Annotated in this window: 11 protein-coding genes and 1 other RNA gene; 11 read left to right on the plus strand and 1 reads right to left on the minus strand. The window is 41.1% G+C overall.

The window, feature by feature from the left end; genetic code table 11:
* The first annotated feature begins 24 nt into the window (after nucleotides 1-24).
* Nucleotides 25-421: a transfer-messenger RNA gene (ssrA, locus tag HXT24_RS03670) on the plus strand.
* A 238-nt stretch (nucleotides 422-659) separates the two neighbouring features.
* On the opposite strand, the gene HXT24_RS03675 is transcribed toward ssrA, so the two are convergent.
* A complete protein-coding gene (locus HXT24_RS03675; RefSeq protein WP_116692199.1) occupies nucleotides 660-1,406 on the minus strand; it encodes a Panacea domain-containing protein in 747 nt (248 codons plus the stop codon).
* A gap of 370 nt (nucleotides 1,407-1,776) precedes the next feature.
* On the opposite strand from HXT24_RS03675, the gene miaA reads away from it, so the two are divergent.
* From miaA to HXT24_RS03725, 10 genes are all read left to right on the plus strand, one after another.
* Complete coding sequence (miaA, locus tag HXT24_RS03680) at nucleotides 1,777-2,766, plus strand: tRNA (adenosine(37)-N6)-dimethylallyltransferase MiaA (RefSeq protein WP_116692198.1); 990 nt, start codon at nucleotides 1,777-1,779, stop codon at nucleotides 2,764-2,766.
* Between the two features lie 151 nt (nucleotides 2,767-2,917).
* Nucleotides 2,918-3,919 (plus strand): cation diffusion facilitator family transporter, encoded by a 1,002-nt coding sequence (locus tag HXT24_RS03685; protein ID WP_116692197.1) that lies wholly within the window; start codon nucleotides 2,918-2,920, stop codon nucleotides 3,917-3,919.
* An 84-nt stretch (nucleotides 3,920-4,003) separates the two neighbouring features.
* The gene (locus tag HXT24_RS03690) at nucleotides 4,004-4,969 is read left to right on the plus strand and encodes a TrmH family RNA methyltransferase (protein WP_004137863.1); all 966 of its coding nucleotides are present in this window, start codon (nucleotides 4,004-4,006) and stop codon (nucleotides 4,967-4,969) included.
* 60 nt (nucleotides 4,970-5,029) lie between these two features.
* Complete coding sequence (gene pheS / locus HXT24_RS03695; protein ID WP_004121821.1) at nucleotides 5,030-6,097, plus strand: phenylalanine--tRNA ligase subunit alpha; 1,068 nt, start codon at nucleotides 5,030-5,032, stop codon at nucleotides 6,095-6,097.
* Between the two features lie 5 nt (nucleotides 6,098-6,102).
* Nucleotides 6,103-8,727 carry a phenylalanine--tRNA ligase subunit beta gene (gene pheT, locus HXT24_RS03700; RefSeq protein ID WP_422119195.1) on the plus strand — a complete coding sequence of 875 codons (2,625 nt, stop codon included), beginning with the start codon at nucleotides 6,103-6,105 and terminating at the stop codon, nucleotides 8,725-8,727.
* Nucleotides 8,728-8,921: 194 nt separating this feature from the next.
* Nucleotides 8,922-9,545, plus strand: a complete 624-nt coding sequence (locus tag HXT24_RS03705) for an arginine repressor (protein ID WP_004121816.1) — start codon at nucleotides 8,922-8,924, stop codon at nucleotides 9,543-9,545.
* Between the two features lie 287 nt (nucleotides 9,546-9,832).
* Nucleotides 9,833-11,047: an argininosuccinate synthase gene (locus HXT24_RS03710; RefSeq protein ID WP_410311603.1), complete on the plus strand. Its 1,215-nt coding sequence runs from the start codon at nucleotides 9,833-9,835 to the stop codon at nucleotides 11,045-11,047.
* Nucleotides 11,048-11,077: 30 nt separating this feature from the next.
* On the plus strand, nucleotides 11,078-12,583 hold the full coding sequence (gene argH / locus HXT24_RS03715) for an argininosuccinate lyase (RefSeq protein ID WP_410311604.1): 1,506 nt from the start codon (nucleotides 11,078-11,080) through the stop codon (nucleotides 12,581-12,583).
* Nucleotides 12,584-12,649: 66 nt separating this feature from the next.
* Complete coding sequence (gene tyrS / locus HXT24_RS03720; protein ID WP_014554673.1) at nucleotides 12,650-13,969, plus strand: tyrosine--tRNA ligase; 1,320 nt, start codon at nucleotides 12,650-12,652, stop codon at nucleotides 13,967-13,969.
* A gap of 84 nt (nucleotides 13,970-14,053) precedes the next feature.
* Complete coding sequence (locus HXT24_RS03725; protein WP_422119605.1) at nucleotides 14,054-15,616, plus strand: hypothetical protein; 1,563 nt, start codon at nucleotides 14,054-14,056, stop codon at nucleotides 15,614-15,616.
* Nucleotides 15,617-15,679 lie beyond the last annotated feature (63 nt).

Raw genomic sequence — 15,679 nt, forward strand, 5'->3', positions numbered from 1 at the left:
AATTGATAGTTTGATAAATCAAAAGGGGTCGATCGGTTTCGACGGTGATCTGTTCGCCGCGGGGAAGCGTGCCGAGAATGCGAAAGTCCACTCGTAAACGTCCTTTCGCAAAAGAATAAGTGCTAAATCTAATCGCACTGAGTTCGCTCTTGCTGCCTGAGCTTCGCGCCAGGATTAACCAGCGAGCAGCTGCTCCGTTTACCCACTCACGTCTTCGGAGTGGTGCTAAACGTCATTAGAAGACTTGCTTGAATTGCCGAGCTGCAGGGTAGTTCAGGGACTTTTACTGTAGATATGCTCGCCATGAATTGTCTGCGATAACATGGGGGCAGAAAAACTGCCGAATGGCCAGCAGGCTACGCACGTAGAAGACCGAGGGTACGGTTTCCGGACCGGGGTTCAATTCCCCGCGACTCCACAAATACAATAACGCCACTGCTCACACAGTGGCGTTTTTTGTAGTAAAATCCAATGTTTTCAATGCCTTTAGTATAAAACAGTGGGCGTTGTTTACCGCTTGCACACAAGTATGTACGATATGTGATATAGCACATACAACAAACGGAAATAATCAGAGCAAAAGCTCTAGGTATAAGATCTAGAGCTTTTTGATTTTCCTATGCATACTTATTTGCGCCGTATGTTTTGACCTATACCACTTATTTATTTTTATTTTTATCATTAATATCATTGTTTATGTAGTCAACAAAATGTCGTGCTGTAATACGAACAATGTTTTCATCAAAATAAATTTTATTATTTTTAAGCCCATTCAATATGCTTAATTTTTCTCTTAAAATTTTTTCAGCCCGTCTTATTCTTCTAACTTTTTCATCTTGATTATATTGATTAAATTTTTCAATTTGTTCAGAAATTATATCTTGTATGTCTTTTTGTAGTTCTTCATCATCTTTTCTAAATTTTTTGCTTCGTGTTGTTCGTGAATTCGTATTAATTACTGGATGTTTTACGTAATAATCATGAATAATTTTCTTAGATATTTCTACTTCATTATCCTTATTTGGTAATATCCCTCTGCGTGCATCAATCCATGGCATCTCACTGCGGGCGCGATTTTCTAGTTCTTCAATACTAAAATCAATTAAGGCGTCGCAAACGTTATAGATAGTGAGTAAATTAGAATAAGTAAGATGATTTTTAAGTTCATAAGGTCCTAGAACAATATCTTTACATTCTATAAAAACATCATTAATTCTGTGCATTTTAAATAAATCTAGGCATACTGGACCGTTGCGCCAAGCCTGAAAATTGTTATAGAACAAAGGAGAATTAGTGGATGCTAGGTTATAAGCTTGGCAATAGTAAGAAAGTAATTGTAAGCGATTAATATTCATTTTCCCATAACGTTTTAAAATCGCATATGCTACATGAGAAATAGTAATCATATCTATTCTCCATCGGTGCAGAAAAGACAACAAAATGATTAACGTAAAACCAAATAGAATCCTTTTATAAATCACGTTGAACGAATAATTTTAGTTGTAAAATGCACGAACACGTGTAAACAATAAAAATCATTCGGTTTTAAGTTAGCGAAAACGGTACCATATAAAATAAAACACATCAACAATAGCGCGTGTCGTGCTCAATGGGGATTGTAATACAGTGTGGTAATCAACTATTGCTTTGGTGTTGAAGCAAAATCTCTTACTACTTTTATTGACTTTTATGTATGTTTGATTGTGTAAATTTGTAGAAAAGATTCTTCTTTAAGGTTGATTTTAGTTCGTTTAATATGATTATTAGGAGCGCATTGTGTGCAAACCGCCGAAAGTGATTTCGATTGTAGGTCCAACAGCATCTGGCAAAACGAGTCTTGGTATTGCAATTGCAAAGAAATTTGCTGAACGTGGTGTAAAAGCGGAGATTATAAACGCAGACGCATATCAAATGTACCGTTATATGGATATTGGTACAGCAAAAGCCACTAAAGAAGAGCAAAGCGAGATTAAGCATCATTTAATAGATATTATTGATCCAGAAGAATCCATGAGCGTTGCAAAATTTCAAACGCTTGCTAGGCAATGCATACGCGATTTGCAAGAAAAAGGTATTCGCCCAATTCTTGTTGGAGGCTCTGGATTATATGCTCGTGCGGCTGTAGATGATATAACTTTTCCAGGTACAGACCCTAATATTCGTAAAGCTTTGGAAGATCGTGAAAAGTCGCAAGGAGCAATGGCTCTTTTTGAAGAGTTACAAAAACTGGACCCTGTGGCGGCTAAAAATATGGATTCAAGAAATTCGCGCAGAACAATTCGCGCTCTAGAAGTTATTGAATTAACAGGGAAGCCGTATTCTGCTACTCTGCCAAAATACAAGTATTTGATTGATTGTGTGCAAATAGGATTGGACTTAAACAGAGAAGATTTAGATGCGCGAGTGGAGCTTCGCACAAAAATGATGCGCGAGCAGGGTTTTGTAAACGAAGTTAAAGAGATTCGCTCAAAGCTTGGTGTTACTGCGAGTAGAGCTTTGGGATACAAGCAAATAATGGACTATTTAGATGGCTTATGCAGCGAAGATGATGCTTTTGCTGATATTGCTCAGAAAACTAAACGTCTTGCTAGAAAACAAATGGGTTGGTTTGGAAGAGATTCGCGTATTCATTGGGTTAATGCTTTGCAGCCAGATGTGGTTGATGCCTCAATGAAGATAATTAATGCTGCTGATAATGGCGATTTTAAAGATGATTTGATTGCCGAATCAACTTCCCATCATCTCGGTGCGTTAATTGTCGAATAGTAATAATAGAATAAGTTTTTAGATAATTAATCTTTAGATGTTTATGCGTGAACCCTAGCTTAGGCTGGGGTTCATTGCGTATAAGGCATATTGGGAATGATATTGAGAAACGATATCGAGATACTTATTTGTATGAACATAGGAGATTTGTGTGAATAATCATCATTTGTCAAACTCTTCCAGTGAAATCTTAGAGAAGAATGATTTAAGTACTTCTGGAACTAATGCCGCTTCTTTGCAAGATGCTATTAGCGCAAGTCACGCGCATCAGCATAAGCTAACTATCACTTTGACTTTAACGTCTATTGTATTCTTGGCAGAAGTAATTGGATCTGTTTTAACAAATTCACTTTCTTTGTTAATTGACGCAGGACATATGTTAACAGATATTTCTGTTTTAGCTGCATCTACGGTTACTGCGATTTTGATGCGCAAAAGACCTAATGCAAAGCGCACTTGGGGTTGGGCTAGGCTAGAGGTAATTACTGCTGCTGCTGGTGCTCTTGTTCTACTTTTTGTTGGCATTTATGCGATTGTGGAATCTTGTATGCGTCTTTTTGGTGTAAATCATAATGGAATACATGATGTAAATCAGCTTCTTTTCTTTGGTATTCTTGGTTTGCTTGCAAATCTTGCTTCTCTTGTAATTCTTGTTTCTCAATCTAAAGACAACATGAATATGCGAGCAGCCTTTTTAGAAGTAATGAACGATGCTTTGGGATCCGTTGCTGTTGTAGTGTCTGCTGTAGTAATGATGAGTACTAGTTGGAATGGATTTGATGCTTTAGCTGGCGGGATTATTGCAATTTTGATGATTCCTAGAGCGTTACATTTGCTTAAAAATGCTGTAAAAGTTTTGCTTGAGCAAACGCCAGAAGGATTGGATATAGAAAAAGTTCGCGATCATCTTGAACACGTTCCTCATGTTCTTGCTGTTCACGATTTGCATGCAAGTACTGTTTCTACAGGAATGCCTATTTTTATGGCACATGTTGTTGTAGAGCGCGATTTAACAATGGATCAGTGTGCTGATATTTTAAGCCAGCTTCAAGATTGTTTGCGTGAGCATTTTCCAGTTTCTGTTTCGCACACCACATTCCAACTAGAACCTGAAGGATATACCACTCAAAGTTCGTCGGAACATCATGAGTAGTTTCGTTGAGTAGTTTTGTATTGCAACAGTTACGCGTGTTGTAAATACATGTAAATGTAAATACATGTAAAGTAGAGTGATATTATGCCGTTAAAAGAGTTAATAGACAACGCGCATAGCGATCGCGTTAAGCGCATTTGTGCAATAAGTCGCGCAAAATCGCGAGTGGATGGGCGCTTTTTAGTTGAAGGCCCGCAAAGCGTTAGGGAAGCGGTAAGGTACGCGCATAAATCTATTTTAGACATTTACGTTTTGCAAGATGCTGTTAATAGTGACTACATTGATGTCAATTCTTTTAAAAATCTTAAAAATGGCATTTTGCAAAATGGATCTTTAGAAACGATAAGCAAAATTGTTGACGAATCCTTAAAAAATCAGTGCTATGTGCACCCTGCAACAGCAGAAGTTATGCATAAGATCAGTACGGATTGTCAAGGGATTGTTGCCGTTTGTGATTCTACTATTTTAGATAAAGAATTTATAAAAGAATTTAATAGTATTGGGGTAGAAAGCAAATATAAGTCTGGTTTTGCTTATGATCCTATATTGATTGCAGCCTGCTGGCAGGTAAGAGACCCTGGCAACGCTGGTGCTATTATTCGCGTTGCAGATGTAGCTGGTTGTAGTGCCGTTGTTTTTGTTGACGATTGCGTGAATCGTTTTAATTCAAAGCTTGTTCGTTCTACTGCAGGCTCATTATTCCATTTGCCAGTAGTGACAATGAGTGAGGATGATTGGTTTGATTGGATAAAGTCATTAAAAATAAGGGTTATTGCAGCTGATATTTATGGAACGGAAAATAAAAAACCAAAGTCTTTTGCAAATCTTCTAAAACCACTAAGTGATGATTTAAATAAAGGATATAACGAAGGATCTAATGCAATATTATTTGGAAACGAAGCCAGAGGATTGCCAGAAGAAATATTAAATAAAGTAGACGAAATATCGGTAATACCTATTTACGGAAAAGCAGAATCAATGAACTTGGCAACCAGCGCTGCAGTAATGCTAATGGGCTTGGCTATGTCTAGTCATGAGCGAAAAATGTAGATTTGAGACGTTTTTTGAATGCTTCACAAAAGTACACATAACACGGATAGGAAGGGTGCTGTGGCAAGTAGTAAGCCGTTCGACGCGAAGGCAATTACAAAGGTAGTAAAAGAGGGTATAGCTTGTGTTCAAGCCGCTAAAACAATGGAAGAGTTGAAAGCGGCAAAAACTAAGTATGCAGGAGCTCAGTCTGCAATGACCCTTGCCAGCAAGTCTATTGGAAGTCTTCAAGTAGAAGAAAAGAAAGAAGCTGGCAAGATAATGTCGGCTTTACGCGCTGATTTTGGTCGTGAATTTGCAGCAGCCCAAGAGCGTATTAAGGCTATTGAAGAAGCTAATATGCTTCAAAAAGAAACAGTCGATATGACCTTGCCAATAAATCGTAAGCCGCTTGGCGCTCGCCATCCGATTGCGCGTATTATTGAAGACTTTGAAGACTTCTTTGTGTCTATGGGTTGGCAGATTTCTGCAGGACCAGAGGTAGAAACAGAGTGGTTCGATTTTGACGCGTTGAACTTTGGTCCAGATCATCCTGCTCGCCAAATGCAAGATACTTTTTATGTGCAAGGTAATCAGGCAAAGGATGCTGCAGGATTTGTTGGATCTAACATGGTTTTGCGTACGCAAACTTCTTCCGATCAGGTTCGTGCGTTAATTGAGCGAGGAGTACCTCTGTATATTGCGTCCCCAGGCCGAGTATTCCGTACTGATGAGCTTGATGCAACTCATACGCCAGTCTTCCACCAGTGCGAAGCTTTGGCAGTAGATAAACATTTGAGCATGGCTGATTTAAAGGGTGTTCTTGATCGCCTTGCTGTTGCGATGTTTGGCCCAGATGCAAAAAGCCGTTTGCGCCCAAGCTACTTCCCGTTCACGGAGCCTAGTGCGGAGTTGGATCTTTGGTTCCCAGATAAGAAGGGTGGCCCAGGTTGGATTGAATGGGGCGGATGCGGAATGGTTAACCCGAACGTTCTTAAGTCTGCAGGCTTAGACCCAGATGTTTATACGGGATTTGCTTTCGGTGTTGGCTTGGAGCGCACTTTGCTGCTTCGTCACGATATTAACGATATGCACGATTTGGTTGAAGGCGATAAGCGCTTCAGTGAACAGTTTGTGATGGGAGAGTAGTACTCATGCCAATGGTAGATATTGACTGGCTTAAAGATCATGTTGAAGTGCCAGAAGGTTTGACTTACGAGCAGCTTGCTAAAGATTTGGTGCGAGTTGGCTTGGAAGAAGAAGAGATTCACGACTCTCAAGTTACAGGTCCTATTGTTGTAGGATACGTTGTTGATGCTACTCCTGAGCCGCAAAAAAATGGCAAAATTATTAATTGGTGCCATGTTGATGTTGGAGATAAATACAACGAGGTAGACGAAAATGGTAATAAGGTTCCTCGTGGTATTATCTGCGGTGCTCCAAACATGGCTGCGGGAGAAAAAGTTGTTGTAACTCTTCCTGGGGCAGTTTTGCCTGGCGATTTTAAGATTGAGCCTCGCAAAACTTACGGCCACATTTCTAACGGAATGTGCGCATCCGAACGCGAGCTTGGGTTGGGAGATAGCCACGATGGCATTATTTTGCTTCGCGAATACGGTTTCTCTAAAGCTGAATATGATGCTTTGAAACCTGGAGACGACGCAATGTCGCTTCTTCACTTAAACAAGCCTTTGCTGGAAATTAACATCACTCCTGATCGTGGATACGCGTTCTCGTACAGGGGTGTTGCGCGCGAATATCACCATTCAACTGGTGCAACTTACACTGATCCAGTAATTGAACTTAATAATCAAGCTGATCAAGTAGTTTCTATGTCTGATGGAGCTTCTAAAGATATAGAAGTTAGTATTGAAGATAATAATCCTATTCATGGTGTTGTTGGATGCGACCGTTACTACGCTCGCGTTGTTAGAAACTTTAATCCAGATTCTTCTAGCCCTAATTGGATGCGTAGGCGTTTAACTCGTGCTGGAATGCGTGGTATATCTCTTGCAGTAGACGTTACAAATTACGTAATGCTCGACTTAGGTCAGCCTCTTCACGCTTATGATTTAGATAAGATTGAAGGTCCTATTGTTGTTCGCCGCGCTAAAGCTGGAGAGCATTTAACAACTTTAGATGGCAAAGACAGAGAGCTTAACGTTGAGGACTTGCTTATTTGCGATTCTCCAAAGGGAAATCACGGTTCGCGTGTTCTTGGACTTGCTGGCGTAATGGGCGGAATGTATGGAGAAGTAACTAGCGAAACGAAGAATATTCTTGTTGAAGCTGCACACTTTGACCCCGTTTCTATTGCACGTACAGCTCGTAGACATAAGCTTCCAACCGAGGCATCTCGCAGGTTTGAGCGTGGCGTTGATACTGCTTTGCAGCCATCAGCTGCGCAAATGGCTGTTACAATGCTCAGCAATTTTGGTTCTGGGGAGCCTTCTAATACGCCTACAGACGTAAACAATACTGTTGATAGAAGTGTTATTGTTTTCAAAGCTAGCGAAGTAGAGCGTGTTTCTGGCTTAAGCATTGATTTGAATCGTATTAGCGATATTCTTACGGATATTGGTTGCTCTGTTGCTGGCGGCGGAAACGGATCGTTCTCTGTTTTGCCTCCAACTTGGCGCCCAGACTTAAATGATCCATGCGATTTGGTCGAAGAAATCGCGCGCTTGGTTGGCTACGATGAGATTCCTGTTAAGGTTCCAGCTGTTCCTGTTACTGGCAAAACTGGTTTAACGCAAGATCAAGCAACTCGTAGAGCTATTGCATATGAACTTGCTGAAATGGGCTTGATTGAATCTTTGAGCTACCCGTTTGTTGGTCAGGAAGATTTTAAAGCTTTCCGTGAAGACGTTGATTCTGTTGCTAAAGTCAGCGTAAAGATCGCAAATCCTTTGGCTGGCGATCGTCCTTGGCTTCGCAGGAATGTTCTTACCACTTTAGCTGGAACGGTTCGTAGAAATATTCGTCGTGGCTTGAGTGATGTTTCGCTTTATGAGCTTGGTCACGTGTATTTTGCGGATCCTAATGCTCCAGCTATTCCTGCTTTGCCTGGTTCGGTTCGTCCTACGGATGCTCAGCTTGCTGCGTTGGATGCAGGTTTGCCTGAGCAGCCTTTGCATGTTGCAGCTCTTTTAACTGGTAATGCTGAAGAAACAGGTTGGCTTGGAACTCATAGAGAAGTTGATTGGAGTGATGCTGTAGAAGCTGTTAATCGTTTAGGAAAGCGAATCGGCGTTGCTTTTGACGTTCGTCAGATTAATTCTGATGATGTTCCTGCTTCTTGGCATCCAGGTCGTACCGCGAAGGTGTATATTCCTGTTGATGGTGCCGACGATGTTGAAATTGGTATTGTTGGAGAGCTTCATCCTCAGGTTGATGAGAATTTGGGTTTGCCAAAGCACTCTGCAGCATTCGAGCTTGATTTGAGCGCATTGTTTGATGCTATGCAAGTTAAGCCTGTTCAGGCAAAACCTGTTTCTACATTCCCTCCTGTTAAGCAGGACTTTGCGTTTGTTGCTCCTTCTTCTTTGACTGCTCACGATTTAAAGGAAGCTATTGTTAAAGCTTCTGGTGATTTGCTTGAGTCTGTAGAGTTGTTCGATGTTTATGAAGGCGAACAACTTGGAGAAGGGCTAAGATCTCTTGCTTATTCTGTAACATTTAGGGCTGCTGATAGAACGCTTTCTAGCGATGATATGGAAGCGGTTCGAGAGGCTATTACAAAGTCTGCTCAAAAATTGCATGCAACATTGCGAGTATAAGTTCGAGTATAAGTTACAGAGTCGCGTTTTTTAAATTGATACGGCTGAATGATTAGTATTATCTGGTTGTTCAGCCGTATTTTTTAGTAAATAAAATAGTATTTATGGCTTTGTTAAAATGTATATATTCATGAATATATTTATGTATTCATGTATATTAGATTGGAGTGCTCTTTAGAAAGGTATTGCCAATTATGGTTGAGTCTAATAGGAAGTCAAATAATTTTAGTGGCGATGATGCGCTTAATCATAGTTATGTGAATGAAGATAATAATTTTGACGATGCTTTTGATGTTAATGACGATTTTGGTTCTATTGAATCCGCTGGAAAGCAGCGTCCTACGACTAAAGCTGCACGTTTAAATGCGATTGAACAGGCGCTTTTAAGTGAGGTTATTACTTCACAGTCTCAGCTTGCTAAAGTTTTGGCCCGTCATGGTTTTGAGGTTACTCAAGCAACTTTGAGTAGAGATTTGGATGAAATAAATGCTGTTAAAATTCGTCTTACAGACGGCAGAATTGCTTATGTTCTAGGAGATGGAACTGGTAATCGTCACGCAATGGACACAGTTAGGATCGATCAGCAAGTTGCAAGAACTCTTTCTGGTCTTATTACAGAAGTTGGATTTGCTAATAATATTGTTGTGATTCACACTCCTTCGGGCGCTGCTCAATATGTTGCAAGTGTTATTGATAGGCAGCCTTTAAAAGGTATTTTAGGTTCGGTTGCTGGCGATGATACAGTGCTTATGGTTTGTGTTTCTAACGAAGAAGCAGAAGATAGAGCTAATTGGATGCTTTCAGTTGCATCTAGGTGATTTTGTATATAGTTTATTCATTTTATAGTTATATTTGTGTCTAATATGCATCGATGGATGTTGAATTTATAATACTTGCTGCAAAGACCACAGCGTTGTGATTTTTGCACTTTGTTATAGTATAATCAATTGCATAAGTATTATTCCTATTGTCTTATTTTTTTAAATATTATTTTTCAAAATATGATAAAAGCGTTGTATTTCTAAGCGTGTTGAGATTTTATCTATGGTTGTATAATATACTATATATTGTTTATTTATTCAATATATGACCTTGGGAGGTCACTATGACTAGTAAGAAACGTATTGTATTAGCGTATTCGGGTGGCCTCGATACATCTGTAGCTATTCCGTACCTTAAAGAACAAACAGGTCAAGACGTTGTAGCTGTGTCACTAAACGTTGGTCAAGGTGGAGAAGCGCTCGAAGTCATTAAAAATCGCGCTTTGGCTTGTGGTGCTGTTGAATCGTATGTAGTTGATGCTCGTGAAGAATTTGCGGATAACTATTGCATGCTCGCATTAAAAACAAATGCAATGTACGAAGACGTGTATCCTTTAGTTTCCGCGCTTTCTAGGCCGCTTATTACTCGTCACTTGGTTCACGCAGCGCACGAATTCGACGCAGATACGATTGCACATGGTTGCACTGGCAAAGGAAACGATCAGGTTCGTTTTGAAGTTGCAATTCAGTCTTTGGATCCAGATTTAAAGGCAATTAGCCCAATTCGCGATTTGTCGCTTACTCGCGATGTGGAAATCGCTTTTGCAAACGAGCACAAGCTTCCGATTACTCAAAGCAAGAAAAGCCCATATTCTATAGACCAAAATGTTTGGGGAAGGGCTATTGAAACAGGCTTCTTGGAAGATCCGTGGAATGCTCCAACCGAAGAATGCTACTCTTACACAAAGAATCCTTTGGAAGCTACAACTCCAGACGAAGTTACAATCACGTTTGAAAAAGGTATTCCAGTTGCAATTGACGGTCATAGCGTAACTCCATTGCAAGCAATCGAAGAAATGAACAAGAGAGCTGGGGCACAAGGAATCGGCAGAATCGACATTATTGAAGATCGTTTAGTTGGCATTAAGTCTCGCGAATTGTACGAAGTTCCAGGCGCGCAAGCTTTGATTACGGCTCATCAAGAGCTTGAGAATTGCTGCTTGGAGCGTGAACAGCATAGGCTTAAGCGTGCTCTCGATAAAAAGTGGGCGGAATTTGTGTATGACGGCCAGTGGTTCTCGCCAGTTGTGCGTTCTTTGAACGCGTTCATAAACGAAACGCAAGAGCATGTTTCTGGCGATATTCGCATGACTTTATACGCTGGAAAGGCTGTTGTAACAGGCAGAAAGTCGGATGAGTCTTTGTATGACTTTAACTTGGCTACTTACGATTCTTCCGATACTTTCGACCAGCGCGCTTCCAACGGATTTATTGAAATCTACGGATTGTCTAGCAAGGTTGCAGCGGCTCGAGATATGCGCGTTGCAAAGAACAACTAACAAGAGGAAAGCAGAAAGAAGAATATAACTATGCACGATGCAAATGCCAATGCAAATACCAATACTAATCATCCAATAGCCTTATGGGGCGGACGTTTTAGTTCAGGACCTTCCGCAGAGCTTGCAAAGCTTAGCAAATCAACTCAATTTGACTGGCGATTAGCGGATGACGATATTGCAGGCTCTCGCGCTCATGCGCATGCGTTGCATCGTGCAGGTTTATTAACAAATCAAGAATACGAGGATCTTCAAAAAGCTCTAGACGAGTTGCAAAATCGCGTGGATAATGGCACTTTTACGCCAATTGAAGAAGACGAGGATGAGGCAACTGCATTAGAGCGCGGTTTGCTTGAGATTGCAGGAAGCGAACTTGGAGGAAAGCTTAGAGCTGGACGCTCTAGAAACGATCAAATTGCAGCTTTAATACGCATGTTTTTGCGCAGACACGCTCGCTCGTTAGCTACTCTCGTGTTAGATGTTTGTAATGCTTTAGTTGCTCAATCTTTAGCTGCAAAAGATTCTGTAATGCCTGGTCGTACTCACATGCAGCATGCTCAACCTATTTTGCTTGCACACCAGCTAATGGCTCATGTTTGGCCGCTTTTGCGAGATGTCAATCGCCTTGCGGATTGGGATTTGCGCGCAAACGAAAGCCCATACGGAGCAGGGGCATTGGCTGGCAACACTCTTGGGCTAGATCCCGAAGAAGTTTCTAAAGAACTTGGTTTTTCTGCTGTTTGCGCGAATTCTATTGATGCTACAGCAAGTAGAGATATTGTTGCGGAGTTTTCATTTATTGCAGCCATGATTGGCGTTGATATTTCTCGCTTAAGCGAAGAGATTATTATATGGAATACTCAAGAATTTGCATTCGTAACTTTAGACGATGCTTATTCTACTGGATCTTCTATTATGCCTCAAAAGAAGAATCCAGATATTGCGGAGCTTGCTAGAGGTAAAGCAGGACGATTAATCGGAGATTTAACTGGATTAATGGCCACTCTTAAAGGTCTTCCTACTGCTTATGCAAGAGATTTGCAAGAAGATAAAGAGGCAGTTTTTGACCAAATTGACACTCTAGAAGTTCTGCTTCCAGCATTCGCAGGGATGGTTAGAACAATGCAATTTAATATTGCTAGGTTGCGTGAACAGTCTGCTACTGGTTTTGCCTTAGCTACAGATATTGCAGAATGGCTTGTAAAACAAGGTGTTCCATTTAGAAATGCGCATAAGTTATCAGGATTATGCGTAAAACGTGCTGAAGAACTTGGAGGGGATTTAGACGTTTTAAGTGATGATGATTTTGCTAATATTCTGAATGATTTTGTAGATCGAGCCGATATTGAGAATCTTAAACTTGTTCTTTCTAGTGATGGATCAGTAGCTTCTAGATGTGGAAAAGGTGGAACGGCTTTTGTTCGCGTAAAAGAACAAATTACTCAAGCTCAGCTTGCGATTGATGAGTATAAGAAATTTTCTGAATCTGTAAGTGATGGAACTGCTTATAAGAGTGTCGCCCTGTGCTGCCAAAATTGAAAGGCTTGGATTGCGCTTTTAGCGCCCGATGCCTAGGTAAGTTTTGGCAATAATAAGGAGATACGAATGGCTCAGGTCAGGAATTACAAGGAAGCTGGATTTGCTTCCTTGTTTGAAGAGCTAAAGTGGCGTGGATTAATTTCACAATCTACTGATGAGCAGCAGCTTGCTCAAGCGCTTGACGGAGAACCATTAACGTATTATTGCGGTTACGATCCTACTGCTGCTTCATTGCATATTGGTAATCTTGTTCAGCTTATTAATATGCGTCACTTGCAAGCTGCAGGTCATCATCCTATTGCGTTAGTTGGTGGTGCTACTGGTTTGATTGGTGACCCTCGTCAAAGCGGCGAACGTACGCTTAATTCTAAAGATATTGTGGCTGGTTGGGCAGAGCGCTTACGCAAGCAGATTGGCAGAATTTTGCCTCTTGATGGAGAGAATCCTGTTCGTTTTGTTAGCAATTACGACTGGGTTTCTAAGATGTCTGCTATTGACTTTTTGCGTGATGTTGGTAAGAATTTCCGTGTTGGCACAATGCTTTCTAAGGATATTGTGGCTCGCCGCTTAAACTCCGACGAAGGCATTTCTTTTGCTGAGTTCAGCTATCAGGTTTTGCAAGGAAACGACTTCTTGTACTTGTTTGATAATTACAATGTTACTTTGCAGCTTGGCGGTTCGGATCAGTGGGGTAATTTGACTTCTGGCATGGACTTGATTCGTAAGGTTCGCGGAGCTTCTGTGCACGTGTTTACAAGCCCGATTATTACGGATAATCAAGGTCGTAAGTTTGGCAAGTCTGAGGGTAACGCAATGTGGCTTGATCCTACAATGCTTAGCCCTTATCGCTTCTATCAATTCTGGTTTAATCAGCCAGACGATGAAGTTGTTAAGCTTCTTAAAGCTTTTACGTTCTTGCCTAAGAGTGAGATTGAGCGCTTGGAAAAGCAAATTCAAGAAGACCCAGGAAGTCGTGAAGCTCAGCGTGTTCTCGCTTGGGAAGTTACGAGCTTTGTTCATGGTGAAGATGTTACGAATCAGGCTATTGCTGCTTCTTCGGCATTGTTTGGTAAGGGGGATTTAGACGCTATTGATGAGCAAACTCTTGAAGCTGCCTTGGATGGTGTTAAGGTTAAGGCGCAGGATGGTAGTTTAGAATTTGCTAAAGCAAATAGTGGTGATCGCGTTGTTGAGGCTGCTGTTGCTGCTGGATTGTTCCGCACAATTTCTGAAGCTCGTCGTGCTATTGAAGCCGGTGGTTTGTACGTTAACAATAATCGAGTAGACAGTGTCGATGACATTTTGAATGATAATTCATTCTTACATGGTCGTTTTGCTTTGATTCGTAGGGGCAAGAAGGCTATTGGCGCTGTTGAGCGTGCTTAGTTTTTTTAAGCGTGTTTGATTTGTTTTTAATATTAGATTTTTAGTATAATTTTATATTTTTAGAATTTGAAAGGTATGCCAATAATGGGCGAAGAACGCGGATCGCGTAGTGGTAAGTCGTTTGGTAATCGTGGCCATTTTAGCCGTCAAAATGGCGGTAAAAATGGTGGAAACGGCGAGCATCGTGGCGGATTCCATAAGGGTGGATTCCACAAAGATGGTGGCAGAAAGTTTAATCACCGTGATGGCGAACGTAGATTTGAGCACAATGATCGCAGATATGATGATCATAAGAACGGTCGTCGTGACGATTTTGAGCGTGATTCTGGTAGTTCAGAAGGTTTAAGACGCAATGGATTCCACAAAGGTGGATTCAATAAGAGCGGTTTTAAGAAGGATAACGATCGTAGGTTTAACCATCGTGATAATGATCATAGGTTCAACCGTGATGATCGTGATAACCGCAGTGATCGTAGATTCGATAGAAAAGATAATCACGAAACTCGCAGAAATCGTGGTTTTGATGTCAAGTCGGAAGAAAATGGCAATCCAAGGTACAAGAAGTTTGATCGTGATAATCGTGGCGAGCGCAATGATCGCCGCTTTGAAGATAATCGCGGTGGCTTCCGCAAGGGTGATTTTAAGAAGAATGATTCTAGAAAGCGCGATTCAAAGTCGTCTTTCCGCTTTGAAAATGGTCCTCGTAGAAACTCGGATGGAACTGTTTCTTACCCATCTCAAAACCCTTATACTGATAGGCGTCCAGGCGAACCTAAGATGCCTAAGGGCTTAGAGTATTCCATGCTTTCTAAAGAATCTCGTGAGCGTTTGCGCGGTCTTTCTAAGGAACATTCTGAAAATATTGGTTTGCATATTCTCGCAGCTTATGCTTTGCAAGAAGAAGATCCAGAGCTTGCATTGGAACATGCAAAGTGGGCTGCAAAGCAGGCATCGCGTATTGATTTTTCGCGCGAAACATTAGGATTTATTGCATACCGTCAGGGTGATTACAAGCTTGCTGCGCGCGAGTTTAGAACAGCTATGCGAATGAATGGCTACATGGATTATCTTCCATTTATTGCCGATTGCGAGCGCGGTATGGGCAACCTTGATAAGGCTTTGGAAATCTGCATGTCGGATGAAGCTAGAAGGGTTACTGGCGAAGTCAAGGCAGAAATGTTCCTTGTGTACGCAGGTGTTTTGGCAGATACAAACCATTCAGATAAGGCTATTGAGCTTGTTCACGCAATGGGTAGGTCTAAGGGTTTGCCTGGCGAGTATAGAATGCGTGCAGTTCAGGCGGAACAGTACTTCCTAGAGGAGGCTGGGCGAAGTGATGAGGCTATTGAGCTTGACTCTTTGCTTGACCGCTTAGAAGAGCAATACGCAGATATTGAAGACGAAGAAAATCCAGAAGATGTTGTGATTGACTACGATTTGGAACATCTTAATGATGCGATTATGGACGAAGTTGGCATTAGTGAAGATGATGCGCAATTTGCTCCAGATGATGATTTGGAAGATGATTCAGATGATTCAGATGATTCAGACGATTCGGATGATTCGGATGATTCATACGAAGATTCACAAATCGCAGACAATACTGAAACTATAGAGATGAGTGCAGTTAAGTCTGAAGAGGAATAGTACAACCATATTTTCTAAGCCCGGCTTCTGTATTATGAGAGTATAGTAAGCCGGGCGTTTGCT

The sequence above is a fragment of the Gardnerella sp. DNF00354 genome (genome assembly GCF_049262755.1).
GTDB classification, from domain to species: Bacteria; Actinomycetota; Actinomycetes; order Actinomycetales; family Bifidobacteriaceae; genus Bifidobacterium; species Bifidobacterium vaginale.